The 23,617-nt window shown below is 60.0% G+C and carries 19 protein-coding genes and 1 pseudogene; 17 read left to right on the forward strand and 3 right to left on the reverse strand.

What is annotated here, in order from left to right:
- Nucleotides 1-10: 10 nt before the first annotated feature.
- From FHX09_RS17435 to FHX09_RS17455, 5 genes are all read left to right on the forward strand, one after another.
- Nucleotides 11-1,516 carry a GMC family oxidoreductase gene (locus tag FHX09_RS17435; RefSeq protein ID WP_183721603.1) on the forward strand — a complete coding sequence of 502 codons (1,506 nt, stop codon included), beginning with the start codon at nt 11-13 and terminating at the stop codon, nt 1,514-1,516.
- Complete coding sequence (locus tag FHX09_RS17440; protein WP_184450461.1) at nt 1,513-2,292, forward strand: 3-ketoacyl-ACP reductase; 780 nt, start codon at nt 1,513-1,515, stop codon at nt 2,290-2,292. Before FHX09_RS17435 ends, FHX09_RS17440 begins: the two co-directional genes overlap by 4 nt.
- A gap of 12 nt (nt 2,293-2,304) precedes the next feature.
- A complete protein-coding gene (locus tag FHX09_RS17445) occupies nt 2,305-3,960 on the forward strand; it encodes a GMC family oxidoreductase N-terminal domain-containing protein (protein WP_132592809.1) in 1,656 nt (551 codons plus the stop codon).
- A 36-nt stretch (nt 3,961-3,996) separates the two neighbouring features.
- A complete protein-coding gene (locus FHX09_RS17450; protein WP_132592811.1) occupies nt 3,997-5,256 on the forward strand; it encodes a glycerate kinase in 1,260 nt (419 codons plus the stop codon).
- Nucleotides 5,257-5,659: 403 nt separating this feature from the next.
- Nucleotides 5,660-6,427 carry an SDR family oxidoreductase gene (locus tag FHX09_RS17455; protein ID WP_132592813.1) on the forward strand — a complete coding sequence of 256 codons (768 nt, stop codon included), beginning with the start codon at nt 5,660-5,662 and terminating at the stop codon, nt 6,425-6,427.
- 84 nt (nt 6,428-6,511) lie between these two features.
- Here FHX09_RS17455 and FHX09_RS17460 read toward each other — a convergent pair whose 3' ends face one another.
- Entirely contained in the window at nt 6,512-7,723 is a 1,212-nt protein-coding gene (locus FHX09_RS17460; protein ID WP_037081644.1) for an MFS transporter, read from the reverse strand.
- A gap of 109 nt (nt 7,724-7,832) precedes the next feature.
- On the opposite strand from FHX09_RS17460, the gene FHX09_RS17465 reads away from it, so the two are divergent.
- The 10 genes and pseudogenes from FHX09_RS17465 (at nt 7,833) to FHX09_RS17510 (ending at nt 19,892) form a co-directional block, all read left to right on the forward strand.
- A complete protein-coding gene (locus tag FHX09_RS17465; protein WP_132592815.1) occupies nt 7,833-8,651 on the forward strand; it encodes a helix-turn-helix transcriptional regulator in 819 nt (272 codons plus the stop codon).
- 212 nt (nt 8,652-8,863) lie between these two features.
- The gene (gene glpD / locus FHX09_RS17470) at nt 8,864-10,381 is read left to right on the forward strand and encodes a glycerol-3-phosphate dehydrogenase (protein ID WP_132592817.1); all 1,518 of its coding nucleotides are present in this window, start codon (nt 8,864-8,866) and stop codon (nt 10,379-10,381) included.
- Between the two features lie 41 nt (nt 10,382-10,422).
- Complete coding sequence (locus FHX09_RS17475) at nt 10,423-11,499, forward strand: ABC transporter ATP-binding protein (protein WP_184450463.1); 1,077 nt, start codon at nt 10,423-10,425, stop codon at nt 11,497-11,499.
- 11 nt (nt 11,500-11,510) lie between these two features.
- Nucleotides 11,511-12,581 carry an ABC transporter ATP-binding protein gene (locus FHX09_RS17480; protein ID WP_184450465.1) on the forward strand — a complete coding sequence of 357 codons (1,071 nt, stop codon included), beginning with the start codon at nt 11,511-11,513 and terminating at the stop codon, nt 12,579-12,581.
- A gap of 2 nt (nt 12,582-12,583) precedes the next feature.
- On the forward strand, nt 12,584-13,450 hold the full coding sequence (locus FHX09_RS17485; protein WP_007788437.1) for a sugar ABC transporter permease: 867 nt from the start codon (nt 12,584-12,586) through the stop codon (nt 13,448-13,450).
- A gap of 26 nt (nt 13,451-13,476) precedes the next feature.
- A pseudogene (locus FHX09_RS17490) lies at nt 13,477-14,292 on the forward strand (carbohydrate ABC transporter permease).
- A 16-nt stretch (nt 14,293-14,308) separates the two neighbouring features.
- The gene (locus FHX09_RS17495; protein ID WP_007788434.1) at nt 14,309-14,590 is read left to right on the forward strand and encodes a DUF2160 domain-containing protein; all 282 of its coding nucleotides are present in this window, start codon (nt 14,309-14,311) and stop codon (nt 14,588-14,590) included.
- Between the two features lie 78 nt (nt 14,591-14,668).
- Nucleotides 14,669-16,393, forward strand: a complete 1,725-nt coding sequence (locus FHX09_RS17500) for an ABC transporter substrate-binding protein (protein WP_183721612.1) — start codon at nt 14,669-14,671, stop codon at nt 16,391-16,393.
- 150 nt (nt 16,394-16,543) lie between these two features.
- Nucleotides 16,544-18,058, forward strand: coding sequence for a glycerol kinase GlpK (glpK, locus tag FHX09_RS17505; protein WP_132592821.1), 1,515 nt, complete (start codon nt 16,544-16,546; stop codon nt 18,056-18,058).
- Between the two features lie 172 nt (nt 18,059-18,230).
- Nucleotides 18,231-19,892 (forward strand): phosphoethanolamine--lipid A transferase, encoded by a 1,662-nt coding sequence (locus tag FHX09_RS17510; RefSeq protein WP_132592823.1) that lies wholly within the window; start codon nt 18,231-18,233, stop codon nt 19,890-19,892.
- Between the two features lie 87 nt (nt 19,893-19,979).
- Here FHX09_RS17510 and FHX09_RS17515 read toward each other — a convergent pair whose 3' ends face one another.
- Both FHX09_RS17515 and FHX09_RS17520 read right to left on the reverse strand, forming a co-directional pair.
- Nucleotides 19,980-20,339 (reverse strand): response regulator, encoded by a 360-nt coding sequence (locus FHX09_RS17515; protein WP_007788424.1) that lies wholly within the window; start codon nt 20,337-20,339, stop codon nt 19,980-19,982.
- A 227-nt stretch (nt 20,340-20,566) separates the two neighbouring features.
- Complete coding sequence (locus FHX09_RS17520; RefSeq protein ID WP_007788420.1) at nt 20,567-21,352, reverse strand: IclR family transcriptional regulator; 786 nt, start codon at nt 21,350-21,352, stop codon at nt 20,567-20,569.
- Between the two features lie 165 nt (nt 21,353-21,517).
- On the opposite strand from FHX09_RS17520, the gene FHX09_RS17525 reads away from it, so the two are divergent.
- Complete coding sequence (locus tag FHX09_RS17525; protein WP_183721615.1) at nt 21,518-22,672, forward strand: amidohydrolase; 1,155 nt, start codon at nt 21,518-21,520, stop codon at nt 22,670-22,672.
- A gap of 287 nt (nt 22,673-22,959) precedes the next feature.
- A complete protein-coding gene (locus FHX09_RS17530; protein ID WP_007788417.1) occupies nt 22,960-23,616 on the forward strand; it encodes a CBS domain-containing protein in 657 nt (218 codons plus the stop codon).
- The last annotated feature ends 1 nt before the right edge of the window (nt 23,617 follow it).

The raw sequence follows: 23,617 nt of genomic DNA on the forward strand, positions 1-23,617 counted from the left end.
GATATTCGAAATGAGCAGCACACCTGATATCATCATCATAGGATCGGGCGTGGGTGGTTCCACCGTTGCCGCCGGACTGGCGGCAACCGGTGCCGAGATCCTGATCCTCGAGGCTGGCGACTTCATTGCCGATCGCCCGGAGAACCGCGACCAACGGGCCATTTTCCAGCGCGGGCATTTTCGTCCGAAGGAGGTGTGGTACGAGGCGGACGGTACGGCCTTCAATCCCGGCAATTACTACAATGTTGGCGGCAATTCGAAGTTCTACGGTGCGGTGCTATCGCGCTATCGCCGGGAAGATTTCGAGGAGATCCGCCACAGGGAAGGCGTCTCGCCCGCATGGCCGTTTCCCTATGAGGTTCTGGAGCCCTGGTATAGCCGCGCAGAACGGATGTACGAGGTTCGGGGAAACCTCGGAGATGATCCCACGGAGCCTGCCCATTCGAGCAACTACGACTATCCGGCTGTTCCCGACGAGCCCCCTATTGCTGATGTCAGAGCGCGACTGAAGGCGAAAGGCCTGCACCCGTTTTCGCTGCCGTTGGGGGTGAATATCGACGCTTGGCTGTCGAAGGCCAAGACACCCTGGGATGCGCATCCGAATTCGCGCGACGGGAAGATGGATGCGGAGACCGCTGCTCTCCTCAAGGCCTTGGAATATCCGAACGTCCGCCTCGAGACGAACGCGAAGGTGATGAAGCTCGAGGCTGATGGAAACGGCAGGATCGAGCGCGTCCGCTACCGCAAGAACGGCGAGGACCTGGCTGTCGGTCCGAAGCTGGTCATTCTATCGGCCGGCGCCGTTCAATCCGCCGTGCTGCTGTTGCGTTCGGCTGATATGCGCCATCCGAACGGGCTTGCAAATTCCTCCAATCAGGTCGGGAGGAATTTCATGAACCATAATTCGTCGGCGGTGATCGCTGTTTCGCCGACCTATCGAAATGGGTCGATCTACCAGAAAACCTTCGGTTTCAATGATTTCTATTTGTCTGATGGAAACGGCGGCCCGCCGCTCGGGAACGTTCAGCTGCTGGGCAGAATCTCGGCAAAGGTACTCAAGGGCTCGCTGCCCTGGGCACCGGAATGGCTGCTCCAGAACATTACGGGCCATGCGATCGACTTCTATGCAATGAGCGAGGATATACCTCACCCGGAAAGCCGCGTGACGGTGGATGGGGAGCGCATCGTTCTGCAGTGGCAGAGGACGAACTGGGATGCGCATCTCGAACTGGTCGGGAAGCTGAAGGCGGTCCTCAAGTCGATCGGATTCCCGATCGTTCTTTCAAAGCCGTTCGACAAGCGCACGCCGTCTCACCAGTGCGGCACCGTCAGGATCGGCAACGACCCCGCGAGCGCGCCGCTGGATCCTTATTGCCGTTCCTACGATCACCAGAACCTCTTTGTAGTGGACGCCAGCTTCCTGCCGACCTCGGCTGCGGTGAATCCCGCTCTGACGGTCGCCAGTCAGGCGCTGCGGGTCGCCGACCACATCGCATCGAAGGATTTACGCGCATGACACAGCAGGTTGAAAGGCCAGTCGCCATAGTCACCGGCGGACGCCGCGGCATCGGTCTCGGGATCGCGACCGCGCTGGCGAAGGCCGGTTACAACATCGTGATCACCGGTGTCGGGGCGGCGCAGGAGAGCCGGGACGTCGTCGACGAGCTTCGGGGCTTGGGAGTGGATGCGGTCTATCTGCAAGCGGATGTTTCCGACGTCTCCAGGCATGACAAGACCGTGCGTGCGGTCCTGTCGAGCTTTGGGCGCATCGATTGCCTCGTCAACAATGCCGGAATGGCGGCTGTGGTTCGCGGCGATTTCCTAGGCTTGCTTCCAGAAAACTTCGACACGATCATGGCGACGAACCTCAAGGGCACGGTGTTTTTCACGCAGGCCGTCGTGAAGGCGATGCTCGTGACAGGTGCGGCTCATCGTCCGAGATCGATCATCAACATCACGTCTGTCTCCGCCGAGGCAAGCTCGCCGGAACGACTGGATTATTGCATCAGCAAGGCCGGGCTTGCCGCCTTTTCGCAGGGGCTTGCTTTACGGCTGGCGGATTCAGGAATCGCGGTGTTCGAAGTGCGGCCTGGGATCATCCGGACCGACATGACTGTCGGCGTGACATCGAAATATGACGCCCTCATCGAAAGTGGCCTGGTGCCGATGAGGCGATGGGGCGAGGCCGAAGACCTCGGAAAGATCTGCGCAGCGCTTGCTTCCGGCGACTTCGGCTTTGCCACCGGCACGGTGATTAACGCCGATGGCGGCCTGTCCATTCCTCGCTTGTAACAGGATAGAGAAATGCGTTTCGACTACATTATTACCGGAGCAGGCCCCGCGGGATGCGTGTTGGCCAGCCGGCTGAGTGAAGATCCCGACGTTAATGTGCTGCTGCTTGAAGCCGGTGGAGGCGACTGGAACCCATTGTTCCATATGCCCGCGGGTTTCGCGAAGATGACGAAGGGCGTTGCGAGCTGGGGCTGGGAGACAGTTCCGCAGAAGCACATGAAGGGCAGGGTGCTGCGCTATACGCAGGCTAAGGTGATCGGCGGCGGCTCATCGATCAATGCCCAGCTCTATACCCGCGGTAACGCGGCAGACTATGACCTGTGGGCAAGCGAGGATGGATGTGAGGGCTGGGACTATCGCTCCATACTGCCGTACTTCAAGCGCGCCGAAGACAATCAGCGCTTTGCTGACGATTATCACTCCTACGGGGGGCCCCTCGGTGTCTCGATGCCTGCCTCTCCCTTGCCGATTTGCGATGCCTACATACGGGCCGGCCAGGAACTCGGCATTCCGTATAATCATGATTTCAATGGTCGGCAGCAGGCGGGTGTCGGCTTCTATCAGCTGACGCAACGCGACCGTCGCCGTTCGTCGGCATCGCTGGCATACCTCTCCCCAATTAAAGGACGGAAGAACCTGGTGGTCCGGACGGGCGCGAGGGTGGCGCGCATTGTCCTGGAGGGCCATCGCGCCGTCGGCGTCGAGATAGCGACCGACCGTGGCTCCGAGATCGTTCGCGCCGAACGCGAAGTTCTTGTATCGTCGGGTGCGATCGGATCCCCGAAGCTCCTCCTTCAGTCGGGGATCGGTCCTGCTGACCATCTTCGATCGGTAGGGCTCAAGGTGCACCACGATCTTCCAGGCGTTGGTGGCAACCTGCAGGATCATCTCGATCTCTTTGTCATCTCCGAATGCACCGGCGATCACACCTACGATGGCGTCGCGAAGCTCCACAGGACGATCTGGGCCGGCGTTCAGTATGTCCTGTTTAGAACGGGTCCGGTTGCCTCCTCCCTCTTTGAGACCGGAGGCTTCTGGTATGCCGACCCGGATGCGCGGTCGCCCGATATTCAGTTCCACCTTGGCCTTGGATCCGGGATCGAGGCGGGGGTCGAGCGCCTGAAGAATGCCGGTGTGACCCTGAACTCGGCCTACCTGCACCCACGTTCACGCGGAACGGTGCGGCTTTCCGCAGCTGATCCGGGTGCTGCGCCTCTGATCGATCCGAACTACTGGTCCGACCCGCATGATAAGGTCATGTCACTGGAAGGATTGAAGATCGCCCGCGAGATCATGCAGCAGGCAGCGCTCAAGCCCTATATTCTGGCCGAGCGATTGCCGGGCCCGAAGGTCATGACCGACGAGCAGCTGTTCGATTACGGCTGCGCCAACGCGAAAACCGACCACCACCCGGTTGGCACCTGCAAGATGGGGACGGGGCCGGAAGCCGTTGTCGGTCTCGATCTCAAGGTCCATGGTCTCGAGGGGCTTCGGGTGTGCGATTCGTCGGTCATGCCGCGGGTTCCATCGTGCAACACCAACGCACCGACCATAATGATTGGCGAACGAGGCTCTGACCTTATCCGGGGATTGCCGCCACTGCCTGCAGCGATCTTTGCTCACGAGCGCAACGAAACGCGACCGAGGGCGAGGGCGATCGTCAGCTAAGTGTTCGGACAGCGAAGTTTAAAAATGGAGTAGGGTTTGATTTCCGATTCACGAGCTTTCCTGCAAACCCTGTTTCATGAGGCGGTCAAGGCTGCCGACCCCTACGAGGCATTGGTCCGCCACCTGCCAGATCCGCCGAAAGGCCGGACAATTGTTATCGGAGCCGGGAAGGCAGCGAGCCAAATGGCGGCTGCATTCGAGCGTGCCTGGTCTTATCCGTTCGAAGGTCTCGCTGTTGCCAGGCATGGGCCAATCGCGGACTGCCGGTCGACCAAAATTCTGCAGGCGGCTCATCCCGTCCCGGACAGGGCTGGCCTCGTTGCGGCAGAGGCGCTGATAAACCATGTGCATGGGCTGACCTCCGACGATCTGGTCATTGCGCTGATATCCGGCGGCGGCTCAGCCCTCCTGCCGGCACCGCCGAGTGGCTTTACCCTCGCCGACGAAAGCGCCTTGAACGAAGCACTGCTGGCCTCGGGGGCTCCCATCTCAGGCATGAATGTCGTGCGGAAGCATTTCTCTCGCATCAAGGGAGGACGGCTTGCCGCCCTTGCCTACCCGGCCAGGGTAGTCAGCCTCGTTGTGTCAGATGTTCCGGGAGACAATCCGGCCTTCGTTGCGTCAGGGCCTACGGTTCCAGACAACAGCGATGCGGAGGAGGCGCTCCGAGTGATTCGGGACTATCGGATCGATCTCCCGGCGCGCGTAATCGACTGCATCCGGAATACGAGAGCGCCAGCCGCCGGCGACAACGTATTCGCCAACAACGAGGTTCATGTGATTGCCTCGGCGCGCGTGTCCTTGGAGGCGGCTGCCGATCGGGCGAGATCCCTTGGCGTGCACCCCCTCATTCTTTCGGATTCGATCGAAGGAGAGGCGAAAGATATCGGCCGGATGCATGCGGCGCTCGCTCGTGAGTTCTCCGCAAGGCCTCCGGCTCCAAAGCCTCTCGTGCTGCTTTCTGGCGGGGAGACCACCGTCAGTATCGGAGTTGGAACGTACGGCAAGGGCGGACGAAATTCCGAGCTTCTTCTCTCGGCCGCGATCGATCTTCAAGGTGTCGACGGCGTTGTGGCAATGGCTGCGGATACCGACGGCATCGACGGCTCCGAAGACAATGCCGGCGCCTTTTGCGACGGCGGGACGGTGGCGCGCATCAGGAGCGCCGGCGGCGATGCGCGCGCGTTCCTTGCGGGTCATGATGCGTGGTCGGCCTTCAACCTCGCCGGCGATCTCTTTGTACCCGGACCGACGGGTACCAACGTGAATGATTTCCGCGCTTTTCTTGTAACGTAGGGCTGCAGCGGGAGGCCGATCAGCCTTAGCGTGTGCCAGTTGGCGGCGTCATGCGTGAAGTGCCGCAGCGCCAAGTCAGTATGCTGCAAGTCTGTACGGCACGATCCGGCGACGCTTATGTCTTTGTTGTGTTTGAGGAAGCCCGCCCCAGGCCCCTCGGGGCGGGCTCTATCGATCCGGACCCCTTCCGGACCGCGGCTGATGGTGAGCCGCTGGAAATACCAATGCCGGGTGTCGCGCGTTGAGACAACCGAAAGCTGTTCTGTTGGTTATTTGGTAAGGTTAACGACCCCGCGTGCCGTATGTCTGGACATTGGAAGGGACTCCCTTCAACACTGGATGCTTGGGCGTTCGCTCAAGCTAGAGTGAGCGACGGCGGAACAAAAAAACAAGGGGATTGGTCATGGTCGACCGGCTGAAGGGGAAAGTTGCAATCATTTCCGGTGGCGCGACGGGCATGGGTGGGGCAGCCTCCCGTCTCTTTGCCGCCGAGGGCGCCAAGGTGGCGATCATTGACCGGAATGAAGCGGCAGCGCGCCAAACGGCGGAGGAAATCCGCGCTGCTGGTCATGTTGCGGAGTACTGGGTAGCCGACGTATCCGACGAAGCGGCAGTCATCCAGGCGGTCAAGGGAGTGGAGGAAAGCTTCGGCGCTGTTACCGTGCTTTTCAACCACGCCGGGACGATCGTCATCAAGCCGTTCCTGGAAACGACACTTCAGGAGTGGGAATGGCTGCATGCGGTGAACGTTCGGTCCATGTTCCTGATGACACGAGCCGTGCTGCCGGGGATGATTGCCGCCGGCGGCGGTTCCATCGTCTGCACGTCGTCAATCTCGGCAGTGGCCGCAACGCCGATGGAGGTGCTTTACGACACGACGAAGGGCGCCGTGCATATGTTTGCGCGGGCAATCGGCGTGGAGTTCAGGGATCGCAACATTCGCTGCAATGCCGTCTGCCCCGGCTTTATCCGCACGCCGCATGGGTTACGCGAGGTGAGCGAATTGCAGGCCCTTGGCGTCGATGTGTCGGATGCTGCTATTGCCGCTCAGCAGGGTCGGATCGGCGAGCCGGAGGATGTGGCGCGCGCCGCGCTCTATCTCGCCAGCGACGAGTCGTTGTTCGTCAATGGCGCACATCTCTTCGTCGACAACGGGTTCACCGCCATCTAGGTCCGGTTCGACTTGCCAAGCTTAAATTAAAAGGGCCGAGATCGTGATCTCGGCCCTTGTCGTTTCGTATCCTGCGGTACGGGCTTAACTGCCGGTTTTCGCAGCATGGCGGCGGCCCTTGCCGATATCGGGCAGGAAGATGGTCAGCAGGCCAAGCAGCGGCAGATACGAGCAGATGCGATAAACGAATTCGATGCCCATGTGGTCGGCCACCATGCCGAGGCCCGCTGCGCCGATACCGCCGATACCGAAGGCAAAGCCGAAGAACAAGCCGGCAATCATGCCGACGCGTCCCGGAACCAGCTCCTGGGCGAAGACGACAATCGCCGAGAAGGCGGAGGCGAGAATGACGCCGATCAGGAAGGTCAGGAAGACCGTCCAGCTGTAGTCGGCATAAGGCAGGGCAAGCGTGAAGGGCAAGGCGCCGAGGATCGAGAACCAGATCACGAATTTGGTGCCGAACCAGTCGACAACAGGACCGCCGGCGACCGTGCCGATGGCAACGGCGCCGAGGAATACGAACAACAGAATCTGCGCGTGCTGTACCGACACGCCGAAGCGCTCCATCATGTAGAAGGTGTAGTAGCTCGAAAGGCTTGTCATGTAGACGTACTTCGAGAACACCAGCAGTGCCAGGACGCCGATCGACGCAATGACCTCCGCGCGCGGGACATGTACGGCAGGTACCACTGCCTTGCGACCGGCATTGTTCTTGCGGTGGTCCGCATACCAGGCACCGACGCGCCACAGGATGATCATGCCGGTCAGCGCTGCAAGCGAGAACCATGCAACGCTATGCTGGCCACGCGGCAGCACGATGAAGGCTGCCAACAGCGGACCGATCGCCGAGCCGAAATTGCCGCCAACCTGAAACAGCGATTGGGCAAGGCCATGGCGTCCGCCCGAAGCCAGCCGGGCAACGCGTGAGGATTCCGGATGGAACACGGCCGAGCCGAGGCCGACGACGCCGGCGCCAATGAGCAGCACCCAATAGGCGTGCGCGTAGGCAAGCAGCACCAGGCCGATCAGCGTGAAGCCCATGCCGACAGTCAACGAGTAAGGCAACGGGCGCTTGTCAGTATAGATGCCGATCAGCGGCTGTAGAAGCGATGCAGTAACTTGGAACACGAGGCCAAGGAAGCCGATCTGCGTGAAGTCGAGACCGTAGCCGTCCTTGATCATCGGATAAAGAGCAGGGATCAGCGACTGCATTGTGTCGTTGAGGAGGTGGCAGAAGCTCACGGCCATGATGATGCCGAAAACCGTCTGTTCCGCAGAGTGCCTCTCTGCCGTCATTGCGCTGTTTGTCACGATTCTACTCCGTCCTTTGACGATCCGGAGATAGCCGACTTGCTGCTGTCCCGCTTTCGTGTTTTGGTCTTGCTGTTTCGCGAGTGGGCCAAAAATGACAAAATCCGGACAGCGGTTGGCGGCGAGCGAGCTGGCCAAGCTCCATGTGGAGCGACTTGCTGCCATCGAGGCTGCCTCCGAGCCGGTCTATGCCATCCCCGCGGAATATCCCGCCGGCTATCATGTAAAACCGCATAGCCATAGTCGTGCGCAGTTCGTCTATGCCCGCGCCGGTGTCGTCATGGTGTCGTCAGTACAGGGGCGGTGGATGGTGCCGCCACAGCATGCGCTATGGATACCGGCCGGGCTTGTCCATACCGTCGATATGCTGGGCGACGTTGCCATGCTGTCCGCCTATGTCGCGCCTCATGCTCTGGCCGACCCGCCAACGGCCGTCCGCGTCGTTGCGCTGACCGACCTTGCCAGGGCACTGATCATCGAGGCCGTCGCGCTGCCGGAGGCCAAAAGCGGCCGGCATGATCTCGTCATGGCCCTGCTGCTCGAGGAAGTCCTGCGGCTTCCCGACAGGCCGTTGGGATTGCCGTTTCCGTCCGACATACGCCTGGCCGGCCTCTGCCGCGGCTTCATGGAAAATCCAAGTGCCCGGCTGGTTATCGACGACTGGGCTGAGCGGCTCGCTATGAGCCGGCGCGCCTTTACCCGATTCTTCCGAAAGGAAACGGGAATCAGTCTCTCGACGTGGCGCCAGCAGGCAGCGGTATTTACTGCCTTGCCACGCCTTGCAGCCGGGGAGGCTGTTACAGCCGTTGCCCTTGACCTCGGCTATGACAGCGTCGCCGCCTTTACCACGATGTTCAGGCGGATGCTGGGGGCGGCTCCGCGCGCCTATTTCAGAGCACCCGAACAATATTGAGGGTTTTCCGGAGGAAGGATTCGCGGTTTGGCAGACGGCACGATATCCGCGCCGGACGCCGATATGACGTTGACGTTCACGGCAGACCTGTGGGTTTCAAAAATTCGAAAAACATTCGTTTGACATTCGAATAATCTTCGTTTTAACTGCTTTTACTTTCGCAACTGCGCAAGCTTTTTGCGATGCGGTATATTCTGGCTCGGAGGGGGAACGTGAGCCGTCAGATTCACGATCTTTTCATCATCGGCGGTGGCATCAACGGCTGCGGGATTGCGCGTGACGCGGTCGGACGTGGCTATTCGGTCGCGCTTGCAGAGATGAACGATTTCGCTTCGGGCACGTCCTCCGGCGCGACTAAGCTCATTCATGGCGGCTTGCGATATCTCGAGCACTACGAGTTTCGTCTGGTGCGCGAATCGCTGATGGAGCGCGAAGTGCTTTGGGCGATGGCGCCGCACATCATCTGGCCGATGCGCTTCGTGTTGCCCTATCACAAGGGCGGCATCCGACCGGCATGGCTCATCCGCCTCGGGCTGTTTCTCTATGATCATCTCGGCGGTCGCAAACTTTTGCCGCCGACCGCGGTTCTCGACATGCGCCGGGATGCGGCCGCCAAGCCGTTGAAGGCGCTCTTCACAAAGGCATTCGAATATTCGGACGGTTGGGTCGACGATGCGCGCATGGTCGTCCTCAACGCGCGGGACGCCGCCGACCGCGGCGCGCTGATCATGCCGAGGACGAAGGTCGTTTCGGCGCGACGTGAGAATGGGATGTGGTTGATCGAAACGATCGACACCGTCAGCGGGCACGGGAACAGTTTTCAGGCGCGGATGCTGGTGAATGCAGCCGGTCCCTGGGTCGATCACGTTATTCGCGCGGCTTTCGGGCAAAACGAGGCTCACCATGTGCGCCTCGTGCAGGGCAGCCACATCGTGGTGAAGAAGAAGTTCGACGATGCACGAGCTTACTTCTTCCAGAATCCGGACAACCGCATCATCTTCGCGATCCCCTACGAGCAGGACTTCACGCTGATCGGTACGACTGACCGCGACTACTCGGCCGATCCGAAGGATGTGAAGATATCCGAGGAAGAAACGACGTATCTCTGCAACGCGGCGAGCGAGTATTTCAAGGAGCCGGTGCGGCCGGACGACATCGTGTGGACCTACTCGGCCGTGCGGCCGCTGTTTGACGACGGCGCTTCCAAGGCGCAGGAGGCAACCCGCGACTACGTGCTGAAAATCGAAGGCGAGGGGGAAAGCGCGCCGCTGCTCAACGTATTCGGCGGCAAGCTCACGACCTATCGGCGGCTTTCCGAGCATGCGCTGGAAAAGATTGCTGCGGCGATCGGCGCCAAAGGTGCGCCGTGGACAGCGAAAAGCCATCTGCCGGGCGGCGATTTCGCAGCAACCGGCTATGAGGCTGAAGTCGCGAAGCTGAAGGGCCGCTATCTGTTCCTGGCCGACCGGCATGCGCGCCGACTGGTGCGCCGCTACGGCACGAAGGCGTCGGTTCTGCTTGGACGGGCGGCCAGCACCGACGACCTGGGGCACTGTTTCGGTGGCGATCTCTACGAGGCAGAGGTTCGCTATCTCATCAATCACGAATGGGCCAGAAGCGCGGACGATGTGCTTTGGCGAAGAACGAAGGACGGCCTGCGTCTGACCAAGGAACAGGCTGCACTGTTGGAGGAGTACATGGCCGCGCGACCGGCACAGATGGCTGGTTGAAGCGGTAATGTCCCCGCTGTTGAGGAGGCACGGGAACCGGAATGCTTGAATTGCGCAACGCCGCAAAGATGGTGGGTGGGGAAAATCATATCCACGCGACCAATCTTGCGTTTGAAAAAGGCACGCTGAATGTGCTGCTGGGGCCGACGCTGTCCGGCAAGACGTCGCTGATGCGGCTGATGGCCGGGCTCGATCGTCCGACGGGTGGTTCGGTCCATTTCGACGGCGTGGATGTGACCGGCATGCCGGTGCAGAAGCGCAATGTCGCGATGGTCTACCAGCAGTTCATCAACTATCCGGCGCTGACGGTATACGAAAACATTGCCTCGCCGATGCGCATTGCTGGCAAGGATGCGGCGACGATCGACCGGGAAGTGCGCAAGGCCGCCGATCTGTTGCGCCTCACGCCCTATCTGGACCGGACGCCACTCAATCTCTCCGGCGGCCAGCAGCAGCGCACGGCGCTTGCGCGTGCGCTCGTCAAGCATGCCAGCCTGGTGCTGATGGACGAGCCGCTCGCCAACCTCGACTACAAGCTGCGCGAAGAATTGCGGGCTGAGCTGCCGAAGATCTTTGCGCAATCTGGCGCGATCTTCGTCTATGCCACAACGGAACCCTCCGAAGCGCTTCTGCTCGGCGGCAACACGGCGACCCTTTCGGAGGGCCGCGTGACCCAGTTCGGACCGACCATTTCAGTCTATCGAAGCCCGTTCGATCTTGTCACAGCAAAGACCTTTGCCGATCCGCCGCTCAATTTCATTGATGTCGTAAAGGCTGGTGGAGTATTCCAAAGGCAGGATGCGACGATGCTGCCGGTGCCTGCACATCTGGCCGGAATGGCCGATGGCCCGGTCACAATTGCCTTCCATCCGCACCACCTCGGTCTTTCGCCGCAGACCCCGGCCGCAGCAAGGCTCCAGGCTCGCACACAGATCTCGGAAATCACCGGCTCCGAGAGCTTCGTGCACCTGGATTTCGATGGTGTGCGCTGGGTCATGCTCGCGCATGGCATTCACAACATCGATCCGGACACCGAGGTCGACGTCTATCTCGACACGCGTCACGTCATGGCCTTTGGCACCGACGGTCGCGCTATTGCAACTGGCGCAAAGGCGTAAGGGAGAAGGACATGGCACGCATCACGCTCGACCACATCCGCCACGCCTACGGGCCGAACCCGAAGTCGGACACGGACTACGCGCTTCGCGAAGTCGATCACGAATGGAGGGACGGCGGCGCCTACGCGCTTCTTGGACCGTCCGGCTGCGGAAAGACGACGCTGCTCAACATCATTTCCGGCCTGCTGCAGCCGTCCCATGGCCGCATCCTATTCGATGGATACGATGTGACGAACCTTTCGACACAGGCGCGCAACATCGCGCAGGTGTTCCAGTTCCCGGTTATTTACGACACCATGACCGTCTACGACAATCTGGCCTTTCCGTTGCGCAACCGCGGTGTTGCCGAGCTGGAAGTCGATCGCCGCGTTCGCGACATTCTCGAAATGATCGATCTCGGCGGCATGGCCAAGCGCAAGGCGCAGGGCCTGACGGCCGACCAGAAGCAGAAGATCTCGCTCGGTCGCGGGCTGGTGCGCAACGACGTCAACGCAATCCTGTTCGACGAGCCGTTGACCGTTATCGACCCGCACATGAAATGGGTGCTGCGTTCGCAGTTGAAGCGCCTGCACAAGCAGTTCGGTTTCACCATGGTCTACGTGACCCACGACCAGACGGAGGCGCTGACCTTCGCTGACAAGGTTGTCGTCATGTATGAGGGGGAAATCGTCCAGATCGGCACGCCGGCAGAACTTTTCGAACGGCCGAGCCACACATTCGTCGGCTACTTCATCGGCTCGCCGGGCATGAACGTTCTGCCGGTCCAGCTGCAGGGTAACGCGGTCCGCATCGGCAGCGAAACACTGTCATTGGACTATGCGCCGCAAATGGCCGCTGGTGCAAAGATTGAGCTGGGCATCCGTCCGGAATTCATCGATCTCGGCCGCGAGGGGATGCCGGTTACTGTCAACAGGGTCGAGGACATTGGACGGCAAAAGGTCGTACGGGCGACGTTTGCCGGTCAGCCGATCGCCATCGTCGTCACGGAGGACTCTGAAATCCCGGCCGATGCACGCGTGACCTTCGATCCGGCTGCGATCAACATCTACGCCAATTCCTGGCGCGTCGGCAGGGAGGGCTGAGCATGGAAAAGACCTGGAACAACAAAGCCTGGTTTCTGGTTCTGCCGGTTCTGGTGCTGGTTGCCTTCTCGGCCGTCATTCCGCTGATGACCGTCGTCAACTACTCGGTGCAGGACACGTTCGGCAACAACGAGTTCTTCTGGGCGGGTACGGACTGGTTCGTGCAGACGCTTCACTCCGACCGCTTCTGGGCGGCGTTGCAGCGCAATCTCGCTTTCTCGCTGATCATTCTGGCGTTGCAAATCCCGCTCGGCATCTTCATCGCGCTGAACATGCCGAAGAAGGGGCTCGGCGTGCCGGTCTGCCTCGTGCTGATGGCGCTGCCGCTGCTCATTCCATGGAACGTGGTCGGCACCATCTGGCAGGTTTTCGGTCGTGTCGACATCGGCCTGCTTGGCCATACGCTTGAGGCTATGGGGTTTGACTACAACTATGTCCGCGATCCCCTTGATGCGTGGATCACCATCATCGTCATGGACGTCTGGCATTGGACAAGCCTCGTCGTGCTGCTCTGCTATGCCGGCCTCGTGTCAATCCCCGATGCCTACTATCAGGCGGCAAAGATCGACGGCGCGTCGCGCTGGTCCGTCTTCCGCTACATCCAGCTGCCGAAGATGAAACGCGTCTTGCTCATCGCCGTGCTGCTGCGCTTCATGGACAGCTTCATGATCTACACCGAGCCTTTTGTCGTCACCGGCGGCGGTCCCGGCAACTCGACGACGTTCCTGTCGATCGACTTGGTGAAGATGGCCGTCGGCCAGTTCGACCTCGGTCCCGCAGCGGCAATGTCGATCATCTACTTCCTGATCATCTTGTTGCTGTCGTGGATCTTCTACACCGTCATGACCAGCAGCGACGCGAACGCCTGAGAAAGGAGAGGACCATGGCTCAGACAATGAAATACAAGCCTGCGGGCAACTTCTCCTGGGTCGTTTCGACGATCTACATCATCTTCCTGCTGCTGCCGATCTACTGGCTGATCAATATGAGCTTCAAGGAGAACGCCGAGATTACCGGCGCCTTTTCGCTCTGGCCGCAGAACCCGACGCTGCGCAACTACAGCGTGATCTTCACCGATCCGTCCTGGTAAAATGGCTACATTAATTCGATCATCTACGTCGTGATGAATACGGTGATCTCAGTGCTGGCGGCGCTGCCGGCGGCCTACGCCTTCTCGCGCTATCGGTTTCTGGGCGACAAGCATCTGTTCTTCTGGCTGCTGACGAACCGTATGGCACCACCGGCGGTCTTCGCGCTGCCGTTCTTCCAGCTCTACTCCGCCTTCGGCCTTATCGACACGCACATCGCCGTGGCGCTCGCCCACTGCCTGTTCAACGTGCCGCTGGCGGTCTGGATCCTGGAAGGCTTCATGTCGGGCGTGCCGAAGGAGATCGACGAGACGGCCTATATTGACGGCTATTCCTTCCCGCGTTTCTTCGTGAAGATCTTCATGCCGTTGATTGCCTCAGGCATCGGTGTCGCGGCCTTCTTCTGCTTCATGTTCTCGTGGGTGGAACTGCTGCTTGCCCGCACGCTGACAACCACTGCCGCAAAGCCGATTTCCGCGATCATGACGCGCACCGTCTCGGCTGCAGGGATGGATTGGGGAGTGCTCGCGGCAGCCGGTGTGCTGACTATCATTCCTGGCGCGCTCGTCATCTACTTCGTACGCAACTACATCGCCAAGGGCTTCGCGCTCGGCCGCGTCTGACAAGGAAGGACCACTCATGAACTTTTCCTGGATGGCATGGACGCTGCCGACCGCATTGTTTTTCCTGACGATTCTCATGCTGCTGGTTGGCATGAGTGTCTGGGAGTATTTCGCGCCGGGCGGTTCGCCGCGGGTGGGCATCCTCAGGTTCGAAACCACGCGAGGAGACCGGCTCTTCGTATCGCTGCTTGGCGCGGCATTCATTCATCTCGCATGGCTGGGTCTTGTCGGACCCAACCTGTGGTGGGCTCTTGCCCTCTCCGTAGTCTACGCCATTGGCGTCTTTCGCTACGTGTGACGGCAAGGAAAGACAGATGGCCGGGGGTACTGGCCGCCTGAAACGTGAAGACTGCAATCGCAACCCTGGGAGGATATTATGCGAAAGCATTTACTAGCGACAACAGCAGGCATGTTGCTGGCCATGGCGGGCTCCGCCTATGCCGGCATGGACGAGGCGAAAGCCTTTTTGGACAAGGAGGTCGGCGAGCTCTCGACGCTTCCCCGCGCCGACCAGGAAAAGGAAATGCAATGGTTCGTCGATGCGGCGAAACCGTTCGCCGGCATGGATATCAAGGTGGTTTCCGAAACCATCACCACGCATGAGTATGAATCGAAGGTCCTGGCGCCGGCCTTTACGGCCATCACCGGTATCAAAGTCACGCATGACCTGATCGGCGAAGGCGACGTCGTCGAAAAGCTGCAGACGCAGATGCAGTCGGGCGAGAACATCTACGACGCCTACATCAATGACTCGGATCTGATCGGTACGCATTGGCGCTACCAGCAGGCACGCAGCCTGACGGACTGGATGGCCAACGAAGGCAAGGACGTCACCAACCCGAACCTCGACATCGACGACTTCATTGGGAAGTCCTTCACCACGGCTCCGGACGGCAAGCTCTATCAGCTGCCGGATCAGCAGTTCGCGAACCTCTATTGGTTCCGCTATGACTGGTTCAACGACGAGAAGAACAAGGCCGACTTCAAGGCGAAGTACGGTTACGAGCTCGGCGTTCCGGTCAACTGGTCTGCCTATGAGGACATCGCCGAGTTCTTTACCGGCCGCGACGTTGGTGGCAAGAAGGTCTACGGCCATATGGACTATGGCAAGAAAGACCCGTCGCTCGGTTGGCGTTTCACTGATGCCTGGCTCTCCATGGCCGGCAATGGTGACAAGGGTATCCCGAACGGCAAGCCGGTCGACGAGTGGGGCATCAAGGTCGATGAGAACTCACGCCCGGTCGGCTCGTGTGTTGCACGCGGCGGCGACACCAACGGCCCGGCAGCGGTCTATTCCATCCAGAAATACCTGGATTGGATGAAGGCCTACGCTCCGGCAGCGGCCCAGGGCATGACTTTCTCGGAGTCCGGCCCGGTCCCGTCTCAGGGTGAGATCGCACAGCAGATCTTCACCTACACGGCCTTTACCGCCGATTTCGTCAAGCCGGGTCTGCCTGTTGTGAACGAGGACGGCACGCCGAAGTGGCGCTTCGCCCCGTCGCCGCATGGCGTCTATTGGAAGGACGGCATGAAGCTTGGCTATCAGGATGCCGGCTCCTGGACGCTGATGAAGTCCACGCCTGACGATCGCGCCAAGGCTGCATGGCTCTATGCGCAGTTCGTCACTTCGAAGACGGTCGACGTCAAGAAGAGCCACGTCGGTCTGACGTTCATTCGCGAATCCACCATTCGCGACAAGAGCTTCACCGAACGCGCTCCGAAGCTCGGCGGTCTGGTCGAGTTCTACCGCTCGCCGGCCCGCGTGCAGTGGTCGCCGACCGGCACGAACGTTCCTGACTATCCGAAGCTTGCTCAGCTTTGGTGGCAGGCGATCGGCGATGCGTCGTCAGGCGCGAAGACCCCGCAGGAAGCCATGGATTCGCTTTGCGCCGAGCAGGAAAAGGTCCTGCAACGCCTGGAGCGCGCCAAGGTTCAGGGCGATATCGGACCGAAGCTCGCCGAAGAGCATGATCTCGAATACTGGAACAAGGACGCAGTCGCCAAGGGCAACCTCGCTCCCCAGCTGAAGATCGAGAACGAGAAGGAAAAGCCGGTTACCGTCAACTACGACGAACTGGTCAAGAGCTGGCAGTCGAACTGATCGGCTACTTTTGGTCGGGTACGAGGCCCGGCCAACAGCAATGCCGCCGGCGCAAAGTCGCCGTCGGCACCAACCGCCTCTAGGGAACGACTTATCGCATGAGCTGGCGCATTCGCGGCGGCTGGGCGAACTATTGCGCCGGAGAAGACAATGAGCGGCCATATTCTCGCGATCGACCAGGGCACGACGTCCTCGCGCGCGATCGTCTTCGACGCCGGGATGAAGATGATTTCGTCTGCACAGGAGGAGATCAAGCAATCCTATCCCCAACCAGGTTGGGTCGAGCATGACCCGGATGAGATCTTTACCACGGTGGTCAATACGGCACGGAAAGCTTTGGCAAACGCCAACGTTCCAGTGGCCGATATCGCCGCAATCGGTATCACCAACCAGCGCGAGACGACCGTTGTCTGGGAGCGAAAGTCAGGCAGGGCGCTCTACAAGGCGATCGTATGGCAGGACCGGCGCACGGCTGAAGTCTGCGACAGTCTCAAGGCTGACGGTTACGAGAAGCTCTTCAGCGCTAAGACGGGTCTGCTACTGGATCCTTATTTTTCCGGAACGAAACTGCGCTGGCTGCTCGATAATGTCGACGGATTGCGGGAGCGTGCCGAGGCTGGTGAAGTGTGTTTCGGCACTGTCGACAGCTGGCTGATCTTCAATCTGACCGGCGGACGCGTTCATGCCACGGACGCCACCAACGCTTCGCGAACGCTGCTTTTCAATATAACGGAGGGTCGGTGGGACGAGGAGCTTCTTGGCCTTCTCAGGATTCCGGCAGCTATGCTTCCGCAGGTCAAGGACTGCGCGGACGATTTCGGCGTCACCGATCGGGAAATCTTTGGCGCGGCCATCCCAATCCTCGGTGTTGCCGGCGACCAGCAGGCCGCCACCATCGGCAATGCCTGCTTCAAGCCCGGCATGATGAAATCGACCTATGGGACAGGCTGCTTTGCCCTCCTGAACACAGGGCGGGACTGCGTGGTATCCAGCAACCGGATGATTACGACGATCGCCTATCGGCTCGGCGGCAAGACGACCTATGCGTTGGAAGGCTCGATTTTCATCGCCGGTGCAGCCGTGCAATGGCTCCGCGACGGGCTTGGCCTTATTTCACAGGCATCGGAGAGCGGCACGCTGGCGATGCGGGCCGATCCCAATCAGCAAGTCTATGTGGTGCCGGCGTTTACGGGGCTCGGGGCTCCTTATTGGGATCCGGAGGCGCGGGGTGCAATTTTCGGCTTGACCCGAAACAGCGGCCCGGCCGAATTGGCGCATGCGGTGCTCGAATCCGTGGCCTACCAGACGCTCGATCTGCTGATCGCGATGCGGAAGGATTGGGGCGGCCATCACATCGAGACGGTGCTGCGCGTCGATGGCGGCATGGCCAGCTCTGACTGGACGATGCAGCGCCTTTCCGATGTGGTCGGCAATCCGGTGGACCGGTCCGCTGTTCTGGAGACAACGGCGCTGGGCGCGGCCTGGCTCGCAGGTTCGAGAGCGGCGGTCTGGCCGGACCACGAGCAATTTGGAAAGGCCTGGGCTTGCAATAGGCGGTTCCAGCCGTCGATGGAGGAGGCCGAACGGCAGACGAAGATCGCCGGCTGGCGTAATGCCGTGTCGCGGACGCTGTCCGGCGCGCAATACGGCAATCCGCTGGCCTGAATCGCTCAATGTATGCCCGCCCTTTAGATGCGGCTGCGACGCTTCGCCTTCAAGCGTTCAGGTGACTGTCAGAAAACACGGCCATGGCTGGCGAATATTATCGGCGGCCATGAACTACCTATGATCCAATCCTGGTTCCGTCGACGCCAAATCTGGACGCGGAGACGACCAATTGAAAGATAGTGCCACCAAGGCCCGCCTGATCGACTGGCGGCCCGCAATCGGTAGCGTGACGCTTTGCCTTGTGACGACCCTCTACCTTCTTTCGGTGACAAATCATTCGTTCTGGAGCGCCGCATACAGTGATTTCGCTGCCGATCATCTGTCATTCGTGCTTTTTGTGATCGGCATTTCAGCGATCAGCACGGCAATTATCACGGCTTTCTCGGCCAAGTATGTCACCAAGCCGTTTTTAATCTTCTTTGTGCTCGCAGCAGCTGCCGGCTCCTGGTTTACCGATCAGTTCGGTGTGATCGTGGACAAGGAAATGATCCGCAACGCGGCAGTGTCGACGGGCGCGGAGGCGGGGCATCTGATAACCGCGCGCTTTGTGCTTCATATGCTGCTCACTGGGATATTGCCGTCGCTTCTTATCATGTGGCTGCGTATCCGGCATCGCCCCGTGCTGTCCAAGCTTGCTCACAATACGGGCGTGATTCTGGCTTGCCTGGCGGTCTTCGCCACAGTCGGATTCGGCGATTATCGGGCCTTTGCGGGCGTCGGGCGGGCTCATAGGGACATCCTCGAGAGGTTAAATCCGTTTGCGCCGATCAGCAGCACCATTGGCTTTGCCGTTTCGTCCGAGGAGGATGCGCATGTGGTCGCCGCACCGCTCGGCACGGATGCACACCGGGTTAACACTGCCGGCCTCAACAAGCCTCGCGTGACGATTATCGTCGCGGGCGAGACGGCGCGTGCCGATGACTTCTCCCTGGGCGGCTACCAACGCAAGACCAATCCGGAACTCGAAAAGCAGAACGTCATCTATTTCCCGAATACGACCAGCTGCGGTACAGCGACGGCAATCTCGATTCCTTGCATGTTTTCCATCTATCCGCGAACGGCCTATACCCATCGCAAGGGGCTCGCGACCGAGAACCTTCTCGATGTGTTGGGCCACGCCAAGGTTGACGTGGCCTGGCTGGACAACGATACCGGCAGCTATCACGTGACTGACCGCGTCGCCTATGCCTCGCTGCCGCAGTCTAACGATGCACGCTTTTGCAAGGAGGGTGAGTGCCTCGACGCCATCCTTCTCGACAAGGTCGACGATTGGCTCGATCACGTGAAGGGCGACAGCGTCTTGGTCCTGCACCAGCTCGGCAGTCACGGGCCGGCCTACTTCGCTCGTTACCCCGATGAGTACCGACGCTTCGTTCCCGACTGCAGGGCCAATGACTTTGGCAGTTGCACGGCCGAAGAGATCACCAACGCCTACGACAATACGATCCTCTATACGGATCACGTCGTTTCGACTGTCATCGACAAGCTCAAGCAGCATTCTGAGAAAGTCGCGGGTGCAGCGATCTACGTGTCGGATCACGGGGAATCGCTTGGTGAGAACGGCATCTACCTGCATGGTGCGCCCTATATCGTGGCGCCGTCGCAGCAGACGCATGTGCCGTTCCTTGTCTGGGTCGGTGAAGATCTCGCCAAGTCCGCCGGCTTCGAGATGAGCTGCATGGCCAAGCAAACGGATGACTCCCGTTCGCATGACAACCTCTTCCATAGTGTGCTTGGGCTGATGGACGTGGCGACCAAGGTGTATGATCCGCATCTGGATGTTTTCGCCGCGTGTCGGCGGAAGACGGATAAGGTCGCGAGCGTCCAGTGATGAGATAGCCGGGGTTCAGCAGTGCTGCCACAGTGGCTACCCGAGAGCGTTCTACCGGTCACCTCCTTCTGGCGGCCAAGTCAGCTCTCAGTGCTTGCGGTTTGCGGCTTTCATGCGCTCGGAGAGCTCGGAAAGCCCGAACGGCTTCACCAGGAAATCGTCTGCGCCACTTTGCAAGCCCTCGATCTGATCTGAGGTCTGATCGTGCGCCGTCAGAATGATGACGGGGACGGCGTTCGCTTGTCTTCTAAGCGCCTTCAGGAGAGTAAGGCCGTTGCCATCAGGTAGCCGCAGGTCGAGCAAGATTACTCCGTAGCTGCCGGTTCCGGCCGCTTCTGTCGCTTCCGCGAGGTTGAGGCACCAATCGACTGAATGACCGTCGGCGGCGATGTGATCGCGCACGGCGTCTCCCAGTAGGATGTTATCCTCAACCAATAGTACATTCATGTGTCATCTCCCTTGCTGCTTGCCTGCCTTGCGGCAGCATGCCCAGCCATGATGATGGTTTTGCTTGGGGGCATCGCAAATCGTCGCCAGGAATTCTAATGGGACCGCTAGCTGACAGTGGCCTTAAAGCTGCGTGGGGGCGCGTTCAAAAATACTGTGACGAGCGCTCCAAGACGGTGCCCCCGGCAAGCGACTAGCCGAAATGCGCTCTCGGCGAGCTCTTGAGCCTATGCCGGTGTTCTGACGTCAGAGCCGGCCAGCAGCGAAAGCTCGCCCGCCGTCTTCATGACCATGGTGATCGCTTGGCTGATGTCGGGTGCAGTTGGCGCATTGACCAGAGCAATATAGGGACAGGTGAGAGCTGCGATGCAGCGCCCGTCTGGCCCAAGGATCGGCGCCGAAAGGTTGTGGACGCCCGCTGTTTGCGCGCTTGCCATCATCTCGTAGCCGCGCTCGCGGATATGGGCGAGACGCTCGTAAAATTCCGGGCCAAGTTTCACCTCATCGCGGCTCCGTGCATGCTCCGCGATCATCATCTTCCGCTCTTCATCGCTTCGGAAGGCGAGAAGCACATGGCCGGAACCGGTGTCGAAAAGGCTGATATGCGAGCCGACGCGGATCGAGATACCCCAATAGTCCGGCGCCTCGTGCTGGGCGATCACCACAGCCGAACCGCGGTCAAAGACAACCAAGTGGTTTGCCTGCTTGGTTCGTTGCGCGAGGTCGCGCATCAGTGGTGTGGCGAAGGACGCCAATCGGCGCGTTGGCGCATGCAACTGGGACAGGCCGAAGAGTTTAAGTGTGAGGGTGAACCGATCACCCTCAAGCTTGGTCACGTAGCCGCGGCGCACGAGGCGATCGAGCATGCGATAAAATTCGTTAGGGCTGCGATCGAGGCGTTTGGCGATCTCCGCTTGGGTCAGCCCTTCCTCGACGCCGGCCAAAAGCTCAAGGATATCGAGCCCTTTGTCCAGCGCCGGAGCACGGTACCGATCGGGGTCTTCTGCTTCCATGAACTTCTCCTGCGAATACCAACTTACATATACAAATGTGAAGTTGCGGAAAAGCGGGGGTTTATGCAGCGAACTTCGCCATCGACGACGAAAAACGGACAGGCTAGGTTCGAGCCTCGCGCGTTTCGCGCAGTAAAGGCCATGTGTATTGCGAGGATGCAGACGATGTTTTTGACGGATGAAGAGCTCAGCGAAATCGCGATGTTTCGGCGAGAACTTCATCGCAATCCAGAAGTCTCTGGGGAGGAAGCACAAACCGCATTGCGGGTGACAGAAAAGCTGAGTGCAACTGGACCCGATCAGATCATTACAGGCATCGGCGGACATGGCCTCGCAGCGGTTTACGAGGGGGCGATTTCAGGTCCTACGATCATGATCCGTGCGGAACTGGATGGTCTGCCGATCGAGGAAATCGCCGACATACCACACCGCTCGACCGTACCCAGCAAGGGCCACCTGTGCGGCCATGATGGCCATATGGCGATCCTGATCGCACTCGCGAAGGGGCTCGGGCAGATGCGGCCCGCGAGAGGGCGCGCAATCCTGATGTTCCAGCCGGCCGAGGAGAACGGTGCAGGCGCAGCGGCGGTGCTTGCGGATCCGAAGTTTGCGACGCTAACGCCTGATATGTCGCTCTCGCTTCACAATTTCCCGGGGATCCCGCTTGGCCACGTCCTTCTCAAGGAGGGACCGGTCAATTGTGCGTCGCGGGGAATGAAGATCGTTCTAAAGGGCAAGACATCGCACGCTTCCTATCCGGAGCAGGGCATCGCACCGACTTTCGTGTTGGCCCGGCTGCTCAATGATCTGACGGCATCGGGCAACAATCAGCCGCTCGGACCGGATTACTCGCTGATCACGGTCACACATGCGCGTCTCGGTGAGCCGGCCTTCGGCATAAGCCCCGGTGAGGCGCAAATCTGGGCGACCTTACGGACGCTGACGGATGAAGCGATGACTGCATTGGTTTCACGCGCCGAGGAACTTGTGCTGACACAGGCGAAGGCCGGACAGCTACGGGTAGAGATCAGCTATGAGGACGTGTTTCACCAGTGCTACAATTCCGCCGAAGCGGTTACGGAGTTGCGGCGCGCGCTGGATGACGAGGGTGTCAGCCATGATAGCGCAAGCAGCCTGCTGCCGATGAAAGCGTCGGAAGACTTCGGTCTGTTCCGGACCGTGGCGCCGGCTGCCATGTTCTTCCTCGGGGCAGGCGAGGATCATCCCCGACTGCACAACCCCGACTACGACTTTCCCGATGAGCTGATTGCCACCGGTTCTCGGGCCTTCATGCGAGCCATCAGGAACGTTCTCGGCTGAAAGCGCCACATAGCTGCCATTGAACTCTCCGGCCGACGATCGCAGAAAGGCGAAGGTCCCGCATCCGGCGCAGCGCCTCCGCTTCACGACCGATCCGTCCGCGCCGTGTCATTGCAACTACTTTGCGCATGATCTAAAACTGATCTCTGAGGTTGAAATTAAGGTCGCGATCCCTGATCGACTTGCGCGCTGATTTGCGCAATATTTTCCGTGGCAGATGTGTCGCTGTTAGCGCCAAGCATCAGACGGGCACCATTCGACTTCCTCCAGAGTGCAATGGGATTATCATGTTTGCTCAAGACATCATGAACACCGACATCACGACGATCAGCGCCGACAGCAGCGTGCATCAGGCAATAGACCTGATGGTTGCCAAGAATATCAGCGGCCTGCCTGTGATCGACAACGATGGCAACCTTTGTGGCCTGTTGACGGAGGGCGATCTCATGCGACGCATCGAGTTCGGCGGTGGTAGATCGGCCGGCAATCCTGATAATACGTCGCTCGTCGATTTCGACGACTACATCCGTAGCCGCAGCTGGCGGGTATTTGATGTCATGTCCGCGAGCGTGATCAGCGTTACGCCGGAAACACCGGCGGCGGCCGTCGCCGAAGTCATGTTTCAGCACAAGATCAAGCGCGTTCCCGTCGTCAGCGGCAAGCGCCTTCTCGGCATCGTCAGCCGCATCGATCTCCTTAAGGGCATCGTTGCGGCGCCGGCGGCAAGAACGGCGAGTGGTGACGATGCCCTCGCTCGTGCCATTCGCGCGCGACTGCAGGGCGACCTTGGTCTCGACACCGATGCGATCAAGGTATCGGTTCATGATTCCAGGGCAATACTTGAAGGGACGGTATCCAGCGAACTGGAGCGGCGCGCCATCCGTGTGCTGGTGGAGAACGTCAAGGGGGTCAGCGGCTTTATTGACAAGCTGGCCCTAGCCTGAT

It is taken from the genome of Rhizobium sp. BK538, from assembly GCF_014197575.1.
Taxonomy (GTDB): domain Bacteria; phylum Pseudomonadota; class Alphaproteobacteria; order Rhizobiales; family Rhizobiaceae; genus Rhizobium.

Coding starts and splice junctions, on each gene's coding strand:
- FHX09_RS17435 (WP_183721603.1), top strand. CDS start 11: ATGAGCAGCACACCTGATATCATCATCATAGGATCGGGCGTGGGTGGT.
- FHX09_RS17440 (WP_184450461.1), top strand. CDS start 1,513: ATGACACAGCAGGTTGAAAGGCCAGTCGCCATAGTCACCGGCGGACGC.
- FHX09_RS17445 (WP_132592809.1), top strand. CDS start 2,305: ATGCGTTTCGACTACATTATTACCGGAGCAGGCCCCGCGGGATGCGTG.
- FHX09_RS17455 (WP_132592813.1), top strand. CDS start 5,660: ATGGTCGACCGGCTGAAGGGGAAAGTTGCAATCATTTCCGGTGGCGCG.
- FHX09_RS17460 (WP_037081644.1), bottom strand. CDS start 7,723: ATGACGGCAGAGAGGCACTCTGCGGAACAGACGGTTTTCGGCATCATC.
- FHX09_RS17465 (WP_132592815.1), top strand. CDS start 7,833: ATGACAAAATCCGGACAGCGGTTGGCGGCGAGCGAGCTGGCCAAGCTC.
- FHX09_RS17475 (WP_184450463.1), top strand. CDS start 10,423: ATGCTTGAATTGCGCAACGCCGCAAAGATGGTGGGTGGGGAAAATCAT.
- FHX09_RS17480 (WP_184450465.1), top strand. CDS start 11,511: ATGGCACGCATCACGCTCGACCACATCCGCCACGCCTACGGGCCGAAC.
- FHX09_RS17485 (WP_007788437.1), top strand. CDS start 12,584: ATGGAAAAGACCTGGAACAACAAAGCCTGGTTTCTGGTTCTGCCGGTT.
- FHX09_RS17495 (WP_007788434.1), top strand. CDS start 14,309: ATGAACTTTTCCTGGATGGCATGGACGCTGCCGACCGCATTGTTTTTC.
- FHX09_RS17500 (WP_183721612.1), top strand. CDS start 14,669: ATGCGAAAGCATTTACTAGCGACAACAGCAGGCATGTTGCTGGCCATG.
- glpK (WP_132592821.1), top strand. CDS start 16,544: ATGAGCGGCCATATTCTCGCGATCGACCAGGGCACGACGTCCTCGCGC.
- FHX09_RS17515 (WP_007788424.1), bottom strand. CDS start 20,339: ATGAATGTACTATTGGTTGAGGATAACATCCTACTGGGAGACGCCGTG.
- FHX09_RS17520 (WP_007788420.1), bottom strand. CDS start 21,352: ATGGAAGCAGAAGACCCCGATCGGTACCGTGCTCCGGCGCTGGACAAA.
- FHX09_RS17525 (WP_183721615.1), top strand. CDS start 21,518: ATGTTTTTGACGGATGAAGAGCTCAGCGAAATCGCGATGTTTCGGCGA.
- FHX09_RS17530 (WP_007788417.1), top strand. CDS start 22,960: ATGTTTGCTCAAGACATCATGAACACCGACATCACGACGATCAGCGCC.